The following is a 17032-nucleotide window of genomic DNA, read 5'->3' on the forward strand; positions in this document are numbered from 1 at the left end:
CTTCGTTAAAACAGCTGAACGGCTTAAAGTCAGATGTTATTTATATCGGACAAAAGCTGAAAGTGAACGGTCAAACAACGGCGACACCAACAACAAATAAGCCGTCTTCAACGACAAGTCCATCCGTTTCTCCAGCTAGTGGCACATACATAGTCAAAAGCGGTGATTCATTGGGGCTCATTGCATCCCGGAACGGCGTGACTGTGGCAGCATTAAAGCAAATGAACAGTTTGAAATCTGACGTTATTTTCGTTGGTCAAAAATTAAAAGTAGCGGGCGGGTCCAAAACAGGCACAACACCGGCACCAGTAAAGGTGAGTAATCCGTCTTCTTCCGGAGGGTATAGCACGTCTAAGCTAATCAGTACAGCAAACTCATTGGTGGGCATTCCATATGTCTGGGGCGGCGCTTCGACAGCTGGTTTTGATTGCAGCGGCTTTATTTATTACGCTTATAAGCAGGCAGGAAAAAGCATCACACGGACGAATACAGACGGCTATTACAGCCGTTCGTATGAAGTGTCAAGCCCTGTTGTGGGCGATCTTGTCTTTTTCAGCAACACATACAAAAAAGGGATTTCCCATATGGGAATTTACATCGGCGGCAACCAGTTTATCCATGCCAGCTCCTCTGCAGGCGTGACTGTTACAAGTCTCGATAATTCCTATTTTAAATCGAAGTTTACCAGCTTTAAGCGTTTCTATTAAAATAAAAGCAAAAAAAATCTATGGCGAAAGTTTATCCTTTTTTAGCAATAATGTGGAAGACAGGCATGTTTTTCAAAATAATAGTTGTAAGTGTAAAAAGATATGATAAAATGGACATATAGTTTCCGTTTTGTATGTAAATAACTCGTTTTGCTAGAACGTGGTTGGTAAAAAGCTGTGAAGCACCTGTCTTATGTGACGGGTGTTTTTTCATGTTCTGTTATAAAAAATCCTTGATGGGCAAGCCGCCCGTCAAGGATTTTTTTAATCTTATTTCGTTACACGGACGCTCCATTTAGAAAAATCCGGATTATCTTTTTGGATAAGTGACGCGGGGAAGACGAACGTCCACGGTTTTGTTGTGTTGGCTTTCACTTCAAAATCACCGACATTGAACTGGCCTTGTGCCACCAATTCACCTGTTGCATCGATCAGCTGCAGCGGCAGCTTTTCAATGTTTACGTTCCGGTCATATCCATTGCGAATTAATAAAGAAATCGTTAAGTTTCCATTTTCAAGCGTTGTCGCACTTAATCCGGTAAAGTTCAGCTCGTTTTTAGCTGGGTCGCCGAGTTTTTTAACAATTTTTTTTAAATTTTCTTTTTGTTCTTCCGGCAGTGTCTTTTCCCATTTTTCATCAAGCTCCAGCTTATGTGTGCGGGATGTTAAGTCAAAAGCAATCGACCAGTTTTCTTTGCCGAGCTTTACTCCATTGTTCAGCGATGCAGAAGGGAAAAGAAATGTCCAAGGACGGCTTGAATCAGCTGGCAGGGAGCCAAGTTCTTTCAGCTTAAATGTATCCCGCGCTTTTAGTTCGTTTTTTTCGTTTAGCAGCAGAAGAGGCACGTCTCCAAGTGAAATATCCCGTTCAACGGTATTGCGGACGAAAGCGGAAACGGCAATGCCATTTGGCTGCTCGTTCCATTCAATCCCGGACAAAGAAAGCTGATTCCGCTTTAATGGAGGCAATTCATTGTTCAAAAAACGCAGGACGTACATTTGCTCCTGTGAAACGGTTTGTGACGGATGCAGCGACAAAGCGGTTGTCACTTCTTCCTGGCCGGCTTCTGCTTCTTCACCCGTTACGTCGCTTGCAGAAACAGCGGTTTCAAGTCCATCATTTTTGAGAGCGGAGTCGTTTTTTCCTTTTCGTTTGAAAAAAGATAGCATTCGTTTAGTTCTCCTTTTTTGTTAATTCCGTCATTAAAGCGGCCGTTTTGACACTTATCGAGCGAAGCAGGTCGCGGTAGGACGTTTGGAACAGCTGCAAGCCTTCACGTGCATAAATACGCATTGGGTCTTCCTGCTGATACTGGCGCAGGCCGATGCCTTCTTTTAAACGGGTCATTTGTTCGAGATGAATGGTCCAAATACGATCAATATCACTAATCATTATTCTTTTCACTAAATTATCCCAGTCCGGTTCGAAGTGTTCATCCACCCAATCGAGATAAGGAACGATCACTTCTTCAGTTGAAAGAATAATTTCTTTTAAACTCGAAGGCTCTTCCGGCAAAGGTACTTCTCGTCCACCGAAAATTCCCTGTAAGTGTCCAGCTAAGAGATCGATTTTCCATTCTTCAGGTGATAGGTCCTCTTGGCAGTAATAGTCAATTTCCTCGCGGGCAGAACGCTTGATCATATCGATAAGCCGCTCTTTTTGCGAATCGTCGTCAACAATCGCATTGCGCAGACCGAAAATGACGCCGCGCTGCTCATTGATAACGTCATCAAGCTTTAAATTGTATTCACGCATGGCATAATTGGCACCTTCAACGATTCGCTGGACGCGGTCGACAAATTCATGCATTTTTTTATTTTTAACCAGTCCATCATCTGCTGTCTGCAATTTTTTCTCAAGCTTTGCAAGATCATCTTTTGCAAAGCGGCGGAACATCGTATCTTCCAGTGAAATAAGAAATTCACTCGAACCTGGATCACCTTGTCGACCGGCCCGGCCTTTTAACTGATTGTCGATACGCCTGGACTCATGACGTTCGGTGCCGAGCACGTGAAGTCCGCCTAATTCCGGTACGCCGTCACCAAGCAAAATATCGGTGCCGCGCCCGGCCATGTTTGTCGCAATGGTAATATGACCGCGCTGGCCGGAACGGGAAATAAGCTCCACCTCCTGCTCAACACTTTTTGCGTTTAAAAGTTCAAAAGACAAGCCGGCTTCTTTAAAGTAATCAGCGATCTTTTCTGACTGCAAAATAGAGGTTGTTCCTACTAAAACCGGCTGGCCTTTTACATGACGAGCAGCCGTTTCCGCTGTGACAGCGGCATATTTTTCTTCTGATGTCCGGTAAATTCGGTCCGGCATATCGATCCGCTGAACCGGTCGATTCGTAGGTACCCTCACAACCTGCATATTGTAGACATCAAGCAATTCTTTTTCTTCCGTTTTCGCCGTGCCGGTCATACCGGATAAAAACGGATACATGCGGAAGTAGTTTTGAATGGTAATCGATGCTTGTGTTTTATTTTCATCGGTTACTTCAAGGCCTTCTTTTGCTTCAATGGCTTGGTGCAGTCCGTCTGAAAGTGTCCGGCCTTCCATCGTCCGGCCGGTAAACATGTCAACGAGCAAAATGGCACCGTCTTTTATGATGTAGTCCACGTCCCGCTCGAACATGACATGTGCCCGGACCGCCTGAATCATGTAATGGTACAGTGTCTGGTGTTCAATTTCATATAAATTGCCAACGCCAAATGCTTTTTCTACTTTTTCAATGCCTCCATCTGTCAAGCTGACTGCTTTTGTTTCATCGTCAAGTTGATAGTCCTCATCACGGACAAAACGCTTAGCAACACGAGCGCCAATATAATGGAGGTCAGCGGCAGGCGGCATTTTGCCTGCAATAATAAGCGGTGTTTTTGCTTCATCAATTAACACGCTGTCCACTTCGTCAATAATCGCGAAATGATAAGGGCGCTGAACACGCTGCGTTGGGTGCCACACCATGTTGTCACGCAAATAGTCAAAACCAAATTCCGTTCCGACTCCGTATGTAATGTCTGCATTATACGCTTCTTGTTTTTCTTTTGCAGTCATTAACGGTAAATTTAAACCGACTGTCAGTCCAAGAAATTCATGAAGCGGTCTAATTGTGTCACGGTCACGTTTGGCTAAATACTCGTTCACTGTAATAACGTGAACACCTTTTCCTTCCAATGCGCGCAAATAGCTCGGCAATGATGCGACAAGTGTTTTGCCTTCCCCAGTGGCCATTTCGGCAATATTCGCGCCAGATAAAATAAGGCCGCCAATAAGCTGGACATCATAATGGCGCATACCAAGGACGCGTTTTGCGGCTTCGCGTACAACTGCAAATGCGTCTATTTTTATATCATCAACTGAAGCGCCGCCAGCAAGCTGTTCTTTGAATTGGGCTGTTTTGGCACGCAGTTGTTCATCTGTCAAGGATTCCATTGCCGCTTCCCGTTCATTGATAGAAGCGACAATTTTTTGATATGCTTTTAACTGCCGGTCACCGGCGTCTTTTTTTCGAAACAATGAGACCATTCTTTTCACTCCCCAGAATACGTTCCATAGGCCCGTTTTACACGGTTCACAAAGGCATGATAACCACGCAGTCGCCCATTCTTATCTTAACAGAATACAGCATGAAAGAAAATATACGGTCTTTTTCGTGTTTATGGTGGATATAATGATGGTTTGCCATTATAATGTTGAAGTTGAGGACAAATATAAAAACAAAAGACGTTCGGGCCTGCTGAGCAGGTCACAAAAGCGATGCGGCAGGATGCCGCGCATTTAGCTTTTGGTCATTTCATATAAACTATGCTTCTGGCCAACAGAGGGAGGATCTTATGGTTGTTTTTGCTTTTATTATTTGCGTACTGGCTTCTCTAGCTCTTACGCCACTTGTGAAAAAATTTGCTGTCGCCATTGGAGCCGTGGATAAACCGAACTACCGGAAAGTGCATCAGCGCATTATGCCGCGTATGGGAGGGCTGGCGATTTTTATCAGCTTTTTAATTGGTATGGTTGTCTTGCGGCCGTCTGCACCATATGATTTACCGCTGATGAATCCGGCAATCATTATCGGAAGCTTTATTATTATTTTAACAGGTGTTTTTGATGACCGCTTTGAGCTTTCAGCAAAGGTTAAGCTGGCCGGGCAAATTGCGGCCGCCCTTGTCGTCGTCGTGTACGGAGATGTTCGAGTGGATTTCTTTAACTTGCCATTTGGCGGGACAATTGAATTTAACAGCTTTTTAAGCATTCCGTTGACAATCATCTGGATTATTGCGATTACAAATGCGATCAATTTAATTGATGGATTGGATGGATTAGCGGCAGGAGTATCAACCATTGCGTTGTTTACGATTAGTTTTATGGCCTTCTTAAAAGGTGATGTGTACGTAATGAGCATTGCGCTGATTGTCGCAGCGAGCACGATTGGTTTTTTAAAGTACAATTTTCACCCTGCCAAGATTTTCATGGGTGATACAGGAGCGCTGTTTCTTGGTTTTATTATTTCAGTCGTCTCCTTGCTTGGTTTTAAAAATATTACCGTCGTATCATTGATTATTCCAATTATTATACTTGGTGTTCCGATTTCTGATACGATTTTTGCGATTATTCGCCGGAAGCTGAACAAGCAGCCCATTTCCGCACCAGATAAATCCCATCTGCATCATTGCTTACTTCGAACAGGCTATACGCATAAGCAAACCGTTTTAATCATTTACATGATCGCGATGATGTTTGGACTTGCGGCAATCATCTTCTCGATGGCTACCATCTGGGGTGCTATTATTATGATGGCGGTCATTACACTGGCGATCGAGCTGTTTGTTGAAAGTATTGGTTTAATCAGCAATGATTATAAGCCGCTTTTAAACTTTGTGAGAAGCGGAACGAAAAAGAATCTGTAAACTAAAAACGCCGCTCCGGTATGTATATCGGAGCGGCGTTTCTTTTTATTCTTCTGTGCTGTAAGACTCTTCTTCTGTCTCGTTTTCTTCAAAATCCATCTCACTGTCTTCTTCATCGGAAGACATTTCAATGTCGAGATGACGCTGCAGTTTGCCTTTGACTGCTTCAAGTTCTATTTCATCAAGACTGTACACGTATGCACCAGAACTTGAGGAATCATCTGAACCGACCAGTGTCATTGAATCGAAGTTAAGCACATCGTCACCCTTGCCGTATTCAATGAGCGATTTCATTTCACTGAATGTCATGTCTGTACGCATATTTGATCCAACGGCTTCCAGGATCTCATCATATTTTGTGATTGAATTAATTGACAATGCTTTCTTCGCAATAGCCTGCAAGATTTCCTGCTGGCGTTTGCCGCGTTCAATGTCGCTGTCATATTTACGGCTGCGTGCAAGCGCTAATGCTTCTTGACCATCTAAAGTCTGCATGCCTGGCTCAAGCTGGATAGCGTTGTGCTTATCCTCCGAGTTTTTCTCATTAACTTCAAACGGGACGTCAAATTTTATGCCGTTTAAAGCATCCACAACGTCGATAAATGCATAAAAGTTCATACGGACGTAATAATCAACGGGTACGTCCAGCAATTCTTCGACCGCTTCAATTGTTGCATTCGGACCGCCGACTGCATGAGCATGGTTAATTTTATTTTTTTGGCCTTCCGCTGGAATGTATGCATAGGAATCACGCGGAATACTGACCATTTTAATGGATTTGTCTTCGACGTTCAGCGTGGCGAGAACGAGTGCATCTGTCCGTGTATTATCGCCGTATTTCCGGTTAGTGTTGTTGTCATCAATTCCCATAAATAAAATAGACACATTGTCTTCTAAAGGGTGGACGTCTGCATCACGCAATGCTGATTTTTCGCGTCCGTCATTCATGTACGATTCAGATAAAACTGTTTCCGCTTTTTTATACAAAAAAGCACCGTAGCCTGCTCCTGTGAAAAGAACCAGCAGCAATGGAAGAACGAGGGTGAAAAACACAATGCGGCGCTTTTGCGTTTTTTTCCGGCGTCGACCCGTGCGTTGATAGGGTGAACTCATATATTTATCTCCTTTTAGTGTAATGGTCAAATTTCGAGCCATTTATTATTTTACTATGAAAGGATCAATACGTTCAAATTTTTTTAAAATTCGACATCTTTCTCCATATACAAGACGCCGCCTTCTGTAAAATCAGCTTGCCCATTTGTCAGTTCAATCATCCAGTCACGAAAGGTTTGTACATGCTCTTCTTCAACAAAAATATCTACATCAACGTGTTCACCGTAATGGATTTCTTTTATTTCGTAAACCGATGCGTGCAGCTCGTTTTCAATTTTGCCGAGCCATGTGTAATCAATCGAGGCTGTGACGATTTTCATTAACCGGCGTTCAACAATGCCGGTTGCGTTCAATCCTTCAGATGCTGCTTTTCCGTAAGCGCGGATCAATCCGCCCGCCCCGAGCTTAATGCCGCCGAAGTAACGTGTGACAACAATAGCTGTATCTTTTAGTCCCCGTTTTTTAATGACTTCAAGAATAGGTACTCCAGCAGTGCCGGACGGTTCACCATCATCATTTGCTTTTTGAATGTGATCGTGCTCGCCAATCATATAAGCAGAGCAGTTATGCGTTGCATTCCAATGCTGCTTTTTTATTTTTTCAATAAAAGCAATTGCTTCTTCAGCAGATTCAACCCTTGAAATATGTGCGATAAAGCGTGATTTTTGAATAATAATTTCATGGCTGCCTGATCGTTTAACTGTTTTATAGTGAGATAACAATAATTTGGCCTCCTCATTAAAGGTTTAAAAATAAAAAATAAGGGTAATCCGTATTGGTAATCTATCGTAAAGGAAAAAAGTCCGGATGAAAAGAGACATGCTTCGAAATACTTTTAAACGAATCGTAAATAAACTTTAATGTTCGTTAATTAATCTAATGCTATAATGAAATGGACCTTTCCGTGTGAGGTTTTCACCGGGTCTTTTTTGAGTGATTTAAAACGAACTATGTATTATTTCCGCCATCGAAAGATACACTGATGTGAAATATAGTCTCTATCTTTTGTACAGGTCCAGGCCATCAATTTTGGAAGGAAACCGCTTATGTCGATACGAAATTCGGATACGAAACTTCTTGATACAATTTTGGATAAAATGGTGGAAACGGTGGATCAGAGCAAGGACCAGATTTTTTCAATTGCCGAACAAAGCAGAGCGGATTATGAAACGCTTTTTAAAGAGCTTGAACTCATTAAAAGCCAAATTCATTTGGCAATTATCGAACAAGATGACTTGGAACGAAAAGTAAAAATGGCCCGTCAGCGATTATCGGAAGTGAGCCGTGACTTCTCCATTTATTCAGAAGAAGTCGTGCGCCAAGCGTATGAACGTGCACATGATTTGCAAATGAAACTGCTTGTTTTGCGGCAAAATGAAAAGCAATTAATAGAACGCCGGAATGATCTTGATCGTCGCTTGTCGTCCGTACATACAACGATTGAGCGGGCCGAACATCTCGTCTCGCAAACCGCGGTTGTCTTAAATTATTTAACACAGGATATGAAGCAGTTTGGCCGCGCGCTTGAAGATGCACAGCTAAAGCAGGCATTTGGTTTGCAGGTGATGGAAGCGCAGGAAGAAGAACGAAAACGCTTATCCCGTGAAATTCATGATGGACCGGCACAAATGATGGCAAATATCCTCATGCGGTCTGATTTAATTGAAAAGCTGTACCGGGAGCGGGGTGTAGAAGCGGCATTTAACGAAATCCGTGACCTTAAAAAAATGGTCCGATCTGCGCTTTATGAAGTGCGGCGTATTATTTATGATCTGCGGCCAATGGCGCTTGATGATCTCGGCTTGATCCCGACATTAAAAAAATATTTAGCTACTGTCAGTGAATACAGCCGCTCTAAAATGGCTGCACCTGATATAAAATTTGTGAATCTGGGCCTTGAGAAGCGTCTTCCGTCAAATATGGAAGTAGCATTGTTCAGGCTCATTCAGGAATCAGTTCAAAATGCATTAAAGCACGCAGATGCATCGATCATTCAAGTGAAACTGGAAATTAAAAAAGAACAAGTATTAGCTGTCGTGAAAGATAACGGCAAAGGATTTGACGTAAACGAGAAAAAATCAGGCTCTTTTGGCATAATGGGAATGAAAGAGCGCATTGAACTGCTGAGTGGAGATATTACCATTCATTCGAAGCCAGGCGAAGGGACCGCTGTTTTAATTAGTGTCCCAATAATCAAGCAGCCATTGACTTAGAGGAGGAACCAGGATGACAACGAAAATTATTATTATTGATGATCATCAGCTATTTCGTGAAGGGGTAAAACGTATTCTTGATTTTGAAGAAACGTTTGAAGTGCTTGCAGAGGGAGATGACGGATCAGAAGCGCTTACGCTCGTCGAAGAGCACAAACCGGACGTTGTTATTATGGACATTAATATGCCGGAAGTGAATGGCGTTGAAGCAACGCGCAAGCTTGTTGATAAATACCCGGATACGAAAGTCATTATTTTATCGATTCACGATGACGAAAACTATGTTACACATGCATTGCAGTCCGGTGCGCTCGGCTATCTGCTGAAAGAAATGGATGCGGAAGAGCTGGTAGAAGCGGTTAAAGTGGTGGCAGATGGCGGTTCTTATTTGCATCCGCGCGTCACACATAACTTAATCGCCGATTACCGCCGCTTATCCAATGATGACGGAAAAGGAAAAGGATTCCAGCAGACAGAAGTAGTGCGCCCGCTTCATTTGCTGACGCGCCGGGAATGTGAAGTGCTTCAGCTGCTGGCTGACGGTAAAAGCAACCGTGGCATCGGCGAAGCATTGTACATCAGTGAAAAAACGGTTAAAAACCACGTGAGTAACATTTTGCAAAAAATGAATGTAAACGACCGTACACAAGCTGTTGTCACTGCTATTAAAAAAGGCTGGGTAGAAGTACGTTAAGAAGAAAGGTCCCTTTATGGGGCTTTTTTTGTTGAGGAAGATGTTGGCATGAGGAGGCATATTGTTGATTTTAGTGGACATAAATTCGTGTAATTAAATTGGACTCAAGCCAGTCTAACTGAATATAAAAGAAGCAGTCATCACCCTGTTTTCTTTTGCCGCATAAACTACAAGCGAAAGGAGCGATTAGATGAGTCCAAGATATGTGCGTCCACCTTTTTATCCGTATCCTCCCTATCAGTATCAACCGCAGCCTCCTTATTTTTACGGCGGCTATTTGAATCCTTTTTTAGGAGGATTTTTTGGTGGTCTGACGGGCAGCCTGCTGACACCGATTTTTTATGACCGCCCGCCTTATCCACGCCGCTATTATTGAAAAAAACGGTTCGCGCCGGTTGAGCGCGGGCCGTTTTTCTTTTACAATGAAAGACATAATACAAAAAAGATCAAAGGCGGCAAACGCGGCATCCCGTCGCATCGCCTTTGTAACCCGCATCAAGCGGGTCTGAGAGGACGTGCAAAAACGTTGACATATAAATGGGTATCTGCGCTTCTTTTAATGGGTGCAATGCTGGGCGCCTGCGGTGAGGAAGAAAGCAACCAAGCCGCAAATTCTGCATTAGATGGTGAAACGCAAGGCTCTACACAAGAAACGCATACGGCCGAAGAGGAAAAAGCAGGCGGAACAACAGTAAAAGCGCCGATTGAAGAAGCGGAAAATGTACCGGCAGAGGAAAGAGAAGCGATACTTGCCGCCCTCAACCGGCAAATTCAATCGTTTAACGAAAAAGACATTGACGCATACATGGCAACCATTTCTAAAACGCCGGAATCATTTGATTATAAAGAGGAAAAAGCATACATCGAAAAGGTCTTTCAAACATTTGATGCCACGATGACACCGGTAAATACAACCATTATTCAATACGACGAAGATCAAATGACGGCCAATGTATTTATGAACATGGAATCGACGTCAAAAGACTTAAGTTCGGGCAAAGAAGTAAGCCAGACGACAAGGCAGATTATGGTGTTTCAAAAAGAAGCAGGCGGCTGGAAGCAAGTTTCCCTTTTTGCAATGGAATGATATAGTAAAAAGAAAAGAGGGTTTTTTAACATGACAAAAGAAATGAATGTAGAAAGCTTTAACTTGGACCATACGAAAGTGAAAGCACCGTACGTTCGGCTTGCCGGCGTGAAGGAAGGCCAAAATGGCGATAAAATCTTAAAATATGACATCCGTTTCTGCCAGCCGAACAAAGAACATATGGAGATGCCGGCGCTTCATTCACTGGAGCACATGATGGCGGAATTCAGCCGCAATCATTCCGATAAAATCGTTGATATCAGCCCAATGGGTTGTCAGACCGGCTACTATATCGCAGTGATCAATCACGAAGATTATGATGACATTTTAAACATCATTGAAAAAACATTAGAAGATGTCCTCCAGGCAACAGAAGTGCCCGCTTGCAACGAAGTACAATGCGGATGGGCAGCGAGCCATAGCTTAAAAGGCGCGAAAGAGATTGCGCGCGACATGCTTGCGAAGCGTCAGGAATGGACACAAGTATTTGCCGGGTAAGCCATGTGCCGACAAGCGGATAAAAGCATTTGCCTTTTATCCGCTTTTTTTTATACTGGGATTTTATAAACTTCTCCTTTAACCGCCGCTATACAAAGGTTATATCACTCCATTAGATTAATAAAAAGTACTTGCCGTTCATATTAGGCAGTTTATCCGTCACTTTTGTCATTTTATCCGTCATGTCAAAAACAATGTCCATTTTTGGAGATGAGGAGGCTTATTAATGGTAAATGAGACAGTAAAGCGAAATGTGTGGCAGCGATTCGTACGGGAAGGGGTCTTAGATGCGGCGCGGCTGCAAAAACGGATTGAAGAGTCATGGTACATGTGCCAGAAAAAAGGGGTCAATCCATATGATGGAAAAGGAAGCGATATTTTAACGCCAGAGCAGCTGAAGCAGCGGCTTGAAAAAAATGACCGCCTGACATCGATTGCAGGGCCGATTATGGACAAAGTCATGATGTCCATCCAACAGGCGAATACGATGATTTTGCTTGTGGATAAAGAAGGGTATATCCTGGCTGCGCGCGGTCCTGACCCGACGTTAAAGAGGGCATCAAAAATCAATTTTATAGAAGGATCAAAATGGACCGAAGACGTTGTTGGCACGAATGCAGTTGGAACCGCTCTCAGAACTGGCGAAGCGATTACCGTTGTAGGCACGGAGCACTATTCTGTCGCCTCCCAGCACTTTTCGTGCTCCGCCGCACCTATTCACGCGCCGGACGGAACACTGCTCGGTGTTCTTGACATGACAAGCGCGCTTGCGGATTCCCGCCATGAGCATATGCTTGCTGCTGTATGCGCGGCTGCTTTTGCGATCGAGCAGCAATGGGCGTCACTTGCGAAAATGGATGAGCAGTCCCTCATTATGGCCGCTTCTTTTTACCGTCAGCACACCGCTCCAATGGCGGCTGTTTCTGCGTCGGGATTTATTATTTGGATGAATGACGTGATGAAAGAGCAATGTCAGATGACGGTTCCTTTTTTGCTTTGTGAACTGCCTAAAAACGTCTGGAAGCAGGACATAATGCGGGATGTATATAATGAATCCGGTTCATTTCAAATCGGGCGGCTTATTCAGTTTGCCAATGTGAAAAAAACACCGGCCCTGAACGGCTGGATTGATACGTTTCATTACAGCGGAGTAATCGGCACTTCGGAATCGTTCCAGCATGTACTTTGGCAGGCAGAGCGTGTCGCAAAAACCGATGCGGCGGTCCATATATATGGGGAAACGGGGACCGGCAAAGAAATTTTAGCACGGGCCATTCACCAAAACAGCAGCCGTCGTAAAAATGGACCATTTGTTGCGGTCAACTGCGGGGCCATTCCTGCTTCATTAATGGAAAGTGAGCTTTTTGGCTACGAAGGCGGTGCGTTTACCGGAGCAAGCCGGAGCGGATATCAAGGAAAAATACGCGATGCAGATGGCGGGACACTGTTTTTAGATGAGATTGGGGATATCCCCGAACAGATGCAGATTTCGCTGCTGCGTGTGCTGCAGGAACAAGAAGTCATGCCGGTTGGCGCATCTAAGCCGATTCCGGTCAATCTCCGGATTATTACAGCCACCCACCGTAATTTAATTGAACTTGTGAATACGCGTAAAATGCGAGAGGATCTATTTTATCGGATTTACGTCTTTCCCATTCAGCTGCCGCCGCTTCGGCATCGTTTATGCGACATGGAGCGATTCATTGATGATTATAAAAAAAGAACAAAGTGGAATGGGGTCGTACCGGAATCATTAATGCGTACTTTTAAACAGCATTCATTTCCAGGAAATTTTCGCGAGCTGTTTAATATTCTCGACCGTATCCGTATTTTGTACGGGGATCACGTACCATCGGGTTTATCCGCGTCCGACTGCATGACCTCCTTAGAACGGAAATGTGAAAAACAGTGGACGAGCCGCCAGGAAATGGAGCGGGAAGAATTAATGCAGGCGCTGAAGGATGCGAAAGGTCATGCTCCGACCGCCGCTAAACAAATGGGCATACCGCGCAGCACCTTTTACCGGAAGCTGAAACAATATGAGATGAATTGAGACAGATCAAGATAACGATGAGAAAAGAAGACACGGAGAACCATAAATCCTTTATACAGCCTTTATTTTATGTTGGCACGCTGATTGCATTGGTTTAATTGAAAGCGTTTTCTAATTAATCAATTAGTAAAAGGGAGAGGATGACGGTGTCACAAACGCAAACAAATCAGGCGGCGATTTCAAAAGAAGAAGCAGCGTGGATGTTTCAAAAAATGCTTGAAATACGCCATTTTGAAGACCGGGTTCATGAGATTTTTGGGACGGGTGTTTTGCCGGGCTTTGTTCATTTGTATGCCGGAGAAGAAGCGATTGCGGTCGGACTTTGCTCGCACTTAGATGACAATGACTATATTACAAGCACGCACCGCGGTCACGGCCACTGTATTGCCAAAGGGTGCGATTTAGACGGCATGATGGCTGAGATTTATGGGAAAGCAACCGGGCTTTGTAAAGGAAAAGGCGGCTCCATGCACATTGCTGACGTAGAAAAAGGGATGCTTGGCGCGAACGGCATTGTCGGCGGCGGCTTCCCGCTTGCCGTTGGAGCTGGCCTAACGCACAAGCTGAAAAAAACAGGCGGCGTGGCGGTTTGCTTTTTCGGAGACGGTGCCAACAACCACGGCACATTCCATGAAGGCATCAACATGGCGGCAATTTGGAACTTACCGGTTATTTTTGTCGCGGAAAACAACGGGTTTGCAGAAGCGACACCGTTCCATTACGCGTCCAGCTGTAAATCGATTGCAGACCGGGCGATTGGCTATGACATTCCCGGGGAAACAGTGGATGGAAAAGATGTTGTGGCCGTTCGGGAAGCAGCACAGAGAGCGGTGGAACGCGCCCGCAATGGGGAAGGACCGACATTGATTGAATGTGTGACATACCGAAACTATGGTCACTTTGAAGGAGACGCACAAACGTACAAAGGCGAGGAAAAAGTAAAGCATTTAAATGATCTGGATGCGATCAAAAAGTTTTACACATATTTAACCGAGCAGGGCATTATGACCGAAGAAGAGCTGGATAAAATGGATGAAGACGTGCGAAGAGATGTTGACCGTGCTGTTGAATTTGCGGAAAAAAGCCCGCATCCGCTTCCGGAGCAGCTGCTTGAAGATGTATATGTGTCGTACAAAACAGATGGAGGTGCGGTATCATGACCCGTCAAATAACTTTTTCACAAGCAGTAAATGAAGCGATGGCGATTTCGATGAGAGAAGACCAGGACGTGATTTTGCTCGGGGAAGATGTGGCAGGCGGCGCTGCTGTCGACCATTTGCAGGACGAAGAAGCATGGGGCGGCGTTATGGGGGTCACGAAAGGGCTCGTGCAGGAATTCGGACGTGACCGTATTATCGATACACCGATTGCGGAAGCTGGCTATGTCGGCGCCGCTGTCACAGCTGCCGCAACAGGTATGCGGCCGATTGCAGAGCTCATGTTTAATGACTTTATCGGCAGCTGCTTAGATGAAGTGATGAACCAGGGCGCGAAGCTTCGCTACATGTTTGGCGGAAAAGCGAAAGTGCCGCTTACGATCCGGACAATGCACGGAGCCGGTTTCCGCGCTGCCGCCCAGCATTCCCAAAGCCTTTATTCGTTTTTCACACACATACCGGGCATTAAAGTGGTTATTCCATCGACGCCGTATGATGCAAAAGGACTTTTATTAGAATCTATTTTTGACGACGACCTTGTTGTGTTTTTCGAAGACAAAACATTATATACGATGAAAGGCGAGGTGCCGGAAGGATCGTACCGCATTCCGTTCGGTAAAGCGGACATTAAGCGAAGCGGAGAAGATGTCACGATTGTCGCAATCGGTAAAATGGTGCATACCGCAATGAAAGCAGCGGATGAGCTGGCGAAAAACGGGGTAGAAGCAGAGATTGTTGATCCGCGCACCTTGTCGCCGCTCGATGAGGATACGATTTTAACATCTGTAGAAAAAACAGGGCGGCTTGTTGTCGTGGATGAAGCAAATCCAAGATGCAGCGCGGCAACCGATATCGCCGCGCTCGCCGCCGATAAAGGATTTGACTACTTGGATGCGCCGGTAAAAATGGTCACCGCACCGCATACGCCAGTCCCATTTGCACCCTCGCTTGAAGATATTTATTTGCCGACGCCAGACAAAATTGTCAAAGCCGTTCAGGAAATGACCGGCAGCGAACTTGTTTTGTAAAAGGAGGAGTTACGATGGCTGTAAAAGTGATTATGCCAAAGCTCGGGATGGGGATGGAAGAAGGAACGGTCGTCGAATGGCTGAAGCAGGAAGGCGACGAAGTGAAAAAGGGAGATTCGGTCGCTGTGATCAGCTCTGATAAAATAGAAAAAGACGTTGAAGCACCGGCAGATGGGGTGCTGCTTAAAATTCAGGCTTCTTCAGATGATGTGGTAAAGGTGGGCGAGGCGATCGGATTTGTGGGAACGGCTGGAGAAGAGCCGGACGCGACAAATGCGCCGCAAGCCGAGCTTCACCAAGAAGCGCCGGATATGCCGGAAGAAACACCGGCTTCAATTCAAAAAACGCCGGAGCCCGTCGCCGCAGAAGCCGAGAAAATCGGCGGCAGAACCCGTATTTCACCTGCTGCCCGAAAGCTGGCAAAAGAACACAGTATAGATGTAACCGGCATTCCAGGCACAGGGCCGAATGGACGCATTACCCGCTTGGATGTGGAACGTCACATGAACCATAATCAGCAGCCTGCCGCCCCGGCGCCGGAAGCGGATGTCGAGCCGATGTCTTCCCGCTCATCGGCTGCAGGAAAACCGCTTGCCGGCATGCGAAAAGTCATTGCAGACCGCATGTTTGACAGTTTGCGGACAACCGCGCAGCTGACCATCACGATGAAAGCGGACGTGACGGATTTAATGACGATCCGCAAGCAAATGAACGAAGCGCTTGAGGCGGGCGGTGTGAAATTAACATTGACGGATTTTGTTGCCAAGGCCGTGATCACGTCGCTGAAAAAACATCCGGCGATGAATGCGACACTCCAAAATGGACGGCTTGCGCTGCACGACCGGGTCCACCTCGGCATTGCCGTGGCGCTCGACGGCGGATTAATGGTGCCGGTTATTAACGATGCATGCTGCTTGTCGCTGAAAGACTTGTCAGAACGGATTCGCTCAAACGCTGATGATGTCCGGAATGGCGACATTCAGGCGGAAACATTAAAAGGCTCCACATTCACCATTACGAACCTTGGAAACTACGATGTCGAGTACTTTACACCGGTCTTGAATCCACCGGAAATCGGCATTCTCGGGCTCGGCCGGGCGATGCCGGAAGCTGTGTTTGTGGGAGACGAGCTGGAGAAGCGGGTGATCCAGCCGCTCAGCTTAACGTTTGACCACCGCGCTATCGATGGCGCACCGGCCGCTGCATTTTTACAGACAGTGAAAACGTTGCTTGAACAGCCGTATCGGATGCTTGCCGAATAAAGACAATAACCTCCTGCGGTTGCAGAAGGTTTCAGACGGTTGACAAACGCTGGCTTTCTGACTTTCTCTACACTTTGAAAGGGGCTGTCCTATAAATCAGGTACATCCGGATTTTGAGGACAGCCTTTTATTATTCGCTCTTTCAAACTAGCGCCGGAATAGAAGGGCTAACGCCGAAATAAGAAGAATAAAGCCGGAAAACTAGGCTTTAACGCCGGAAAATGGGTTTTTTCGGCGTAGCACCTATTTTTTCGGCGCAATCAGAAATATATCGACGCTAGCTCATAATAAGCCGGCATGCCGAATGGATAATAA

General features: G+C 45.3%; 15 protein-coding genes. 11 read left to right on the forward strand and 4 right to left on the reverse strand.

From position 1 onward, the window contains the following. Window positions 1-707: C40 family peptidase (locus tag BA724_RS02855; protein WP_141719858.1), on the forward strand; the 707-nt coding region annotated here is incomplete at its 5' end. Between the two features lie 270 nt (window positions 708-977). Here the strand turns inward: BA724_RS02855 and BA724_RS02860 are convergent. Both BA724_RS02860 and secA2 read right to left on the reverse strand, forming a co-directional pair. Then, complete coding sequence (locus tag BA724_RS02860) at window positions 978-1877, reverse strand: accessory Sec system S-layer assembly protein (RefSeq protein ID WP_069937183.1); 900 nt, start codon at window positions 1875-1877, stop codon at window positions 978-980. 4 nt (window positions 1878-1881) lie between these two features. Beyond that, complete coding sequence (gene secA2 / locus BA724_RS02865; protein WP_069937184.1) at window positions 1882-4233, reverse strand: accessory Sec system translocase SecA2; 2352 nt, start codon at window positions 4231-4233, stop codon at window positions 1882-1884. Window positions 4234-4541: 308 nt separating this feature from the next. On the opposite strand from secA2, the gene BA724_RS02870 reads away from it, so the two are divergent. Further along, window positions 4542-5612, forward strand: a complete 1071-nt coding sequence (locus tag BA724_RS02870) for a glycosyltransferase family 4 protein (protein ID WP_069937185.1) — start codon at window positions 4542-4544, stop codon at window positions 5610-5612. 45 nt (window positions 5613-5657) lie between these two features. Here the strand turns inward: BA724_RS02870 and BA724_RS02875 are convergent, their stop codons facing one another. Continuing rightward, window positions 5658-6725: an LCP family protein gene (locus BA724_RS02875; RefSeq protein WP_069937186.1), complete on the reverse strand. Its 1068-nt coding sequence runs from the start codon at window positions 6723-6725 to the stop codon at window positions 5658-5660. Between the two features lie 83 nt (window positions 6726-6808). Further along, window positions 6809-7447, reverse strand: coding sequence for a YigZ family protein (locus BA724_RS02880; RefSeq protein WP_069937187.1), 639 nt, complete (start codon window positions 7445-7447; stop codon window positions 6809-6811). 324 nt (window positions 7448-7771) lie between these two features. On the opposite strand from BA724_RS02880, the gene BA724_RS02885 reads away from it, so the two are divergent. The 9 genes from BA724_RS02885 (at window position 7772) to BA724_RS02925 (ending at window position 16717) form a co-directional block, all read left to right on the forward strand. Beyond that, entirely contained in the window at window positions 7772-8938 is a 1167-nt protein-coding gene (locus BA724_RS02885; protein WP_069937188.1) for a sensor histidine kinase, read from the forward strand. Window positions 8939-8951: 13 nt separating this feature from the next. After that, window positions 8952-9632, forward strand: a complete 681-nt coding sequence (locus BA724_RS02890; RefSeq protein WP_069937189.1) for a response regulator — start codon at window positions 8952-8954, stop codon at window positions 9630-9632. 190 nt (window positions 9633-9822) lie between these two features. Next, window positions 9823-10008: a hypothetical protein gene (locus tag BA724_RS02895; protein ID WP_069937190.1), complete on the forward strand. Its 186-nt coding sequence runs from the start codon at window positions 9823-9825 to the stop codon at window positions 10006-10008. A gap of 150 nt (window positions 10009-10158) precedes the next feature. Next, window positions 10159-10719 carry a YybH family protein gene (locus BA724_RS02900; protein WP_069937191.1) on the forward strand — a complete coding sequence of 187 codons (561 nt, stop codon included), beginning with the start codon at window positions 10159-10161 and terminating at the stop codon, window positions 10717-10719. A gap of 30 nt (window positions 10720-10749) precedes the next feature. Beyond that, window positions 10750-11217 carry an S-ribosylhomocysteine lyase gene (locus BA724_RS02905; protein WP_069937192.1) on the forward strand — a complete coding sequence of 156 codons (468 nt, stop codon included), beginning with the start codon at window positions 10750-10752 and terminating at the stop codon, window positions 11215-11217. Window positions 11218-11443: 226 nt separating this feature from the next. Next, complete coding sequence (locus BA724_RS02910) at window positions 11444-13270, forward strand: sigma-54-dependent Fis family transcriptional regulator (protein WP_069937193.1); 1827 nt, start codon at window positions 11444-11446, stop codon at window positions 13268-13270. Window positions 13271-13410: 140 nt separating this feature from the next. After that, window positions 13411-14430 (forward strand): thiamine pyrophosphate-dependent dehydrogenase E1 component subunit alpha, encoded by a 1020-nt coding sequence (locus BA724_RS02915; protein WP_069937194.1) that lies wholly within the window; start codon window positions 13411-13413, stop codon window positions 14428-14430. Further along, window positions 14427-15455 carry an alpha-ketoacid dehydrogenase subunit beta gene (locus BA724_RS02920; RefSeq protein ID WP_069937195.1) on the forward strand — a complete coding sequence of 343 codons (1029 nt, stop codon included), beginning with the start codon at window positions 14427-14429 and terminating at the stop codon, window positions 15453-15455. Before BA724_RS02915 ends, BA724_RS02920 begins: the two co-directional genes overlap by 4 nt. A 14-nt stretch (window positions 15456-15469) precedes the next feature. After that, window positions 15470-16717, forward strand: a complete 1248-nt coding sequence (locus tag BA724_RS02925; protein WP_069937196.1) for a dihydrolipoamide acetyltransferase family protein — start codon at window positions 15470-15472, stop codon at window positions 16715-16717. Window positions 16718-17032 lie beyond the last annotated feature (315 nt).

It is taken from the genome of Domibacillus iocasae (assembly GCF_001750285.1).
GTDB lineage: Bacteria > Bacillota > Bacilli > Bacillales > Domibacillaceae > Domibacillus > Domibacillus iocasae.